Source organism: Streptomyces sp. NRRL WC-3549 (genome assembly GCF_000721935.1).
GTDB lineage: Bacteria > Actinomycetota > Actinomycetes > Streptomycetales > Streptomycetaceae > Streptomyces.
On sequence record NZ_KL585445.1, the window covers coordinates 37,170 to 38,295 of the forward strand.

Sequence of the window (1,126 nt, forward strand, 5' to 3'; positions counted from 1 at the left end):
GGCCTGCGGCTTCGGCTGCCCGGCCGGCGTCTCCCCCGCGTCCGCGGGGACGGTGGGCGCCGGTGAGGCACCGCCGGGTACGGACTCCGGCGTCCGTGGCGAGGGAACCGCCGGCAAGGGGCCCGCCTGCCGCCCCGACCCGTCCTCCGCCTCCCCCTCCGGGGCCGCGGCCTCCCCCTCCTCCTCGGCGTCGTCGTCGATGTCGACGCCGAAGTCCGTGGCCAGACCGGCGAGCCCGGACTCGTACCCCTGCCCCACGGCCCGGAACTTCCAGGCACCGTCCCGCCGGTAGAGCTCGCCGAAGATGCAGGCGCTCACCGCGCCGGCGTCCCCCACGGAGAACTGGACCAGGCCGTCACCCGAACCGTCGGCCAGGGTCAGGTGGAGGTCGTTGAGGTCGCCGAACCGCGCTCCTCCGTACCGGCTCGCCGCTACGACGAGTCGCTCGACCCCCACCGGGATCGCGTCCAGGTCGAAACTGATGCGGTCCTCGTTGCCGTCGGCGGTGGGCGTCTTCCCGAGCAACTGCACACTGCCGTTGCCGACGACCGGGTTGTTGTAGAAGCAGAAGTCGGCGTCGCTGCGCACCTTGCCGTCGCCGTCGAGGAGGAGGACGGAGACGTCGGCGTCGCCCTCCCCGGTCGGGCTGCTCCAGCCCAGGCTCATCACGACGGAACCGGCGTTCTCACTGAGGGCGGCCAGACCGACGTTGGCACCCTTGATCATCTTCTCCATGCGGCCCCCAATGCGCCGCCGGGCAGGAACACACGCACGGCAGCTCGTTGCGTGGCGATGTGCGGTGTGTCACACCCATCGCCGTACTCGGGGGAACCCTAACGTCCGGATAGCCGACTCATGGAGAAGTTGTGAAAGTTTTGCCCTTCCTGTACATGCGTGCCCGCGCCGACTACATGCGTGCCCGCGCCGACCGGCGGGCGCCTGGGCTCAGGACGACTCCCGTACCACCAGCTCCGTGGGGAGGACGATCCTCGGCCGTTCCTCGGTGCGGCCCTCGTGGCGCTGGGCGATCTCCTGGAGGAGGACGGCGGCCATCACGCGGCCCATCTCCTCGATCGGCTGGCGCACGCTCGTCAGCGGCGGGTCCATGTGGCGGGCCACCGCCGAG

The 1,126-nt window shown here is 71.4% G+C and carries 2 protein-coding genes; both read right to left on the reverse strand.

What is annotated here, in order from left to right; all coding sequences use genetic code 11:
* Positions 1-735: TerD family protein (locus IH13_RS0134385; protein WP_031090788.1), on the reverse strand; the 735-nt coding region annotated here is incomplete at its 3' end.
* Positions 736-945: 210 nt separating this feature from the next.
* The coding region (locus IH13_RS41760) for a substrate-binding domain-containing protein (RefSeq protein ID WP_158791471.1) at positions 946-1,126 on the reverse strand (181 nt) is incomplete at its 5' end.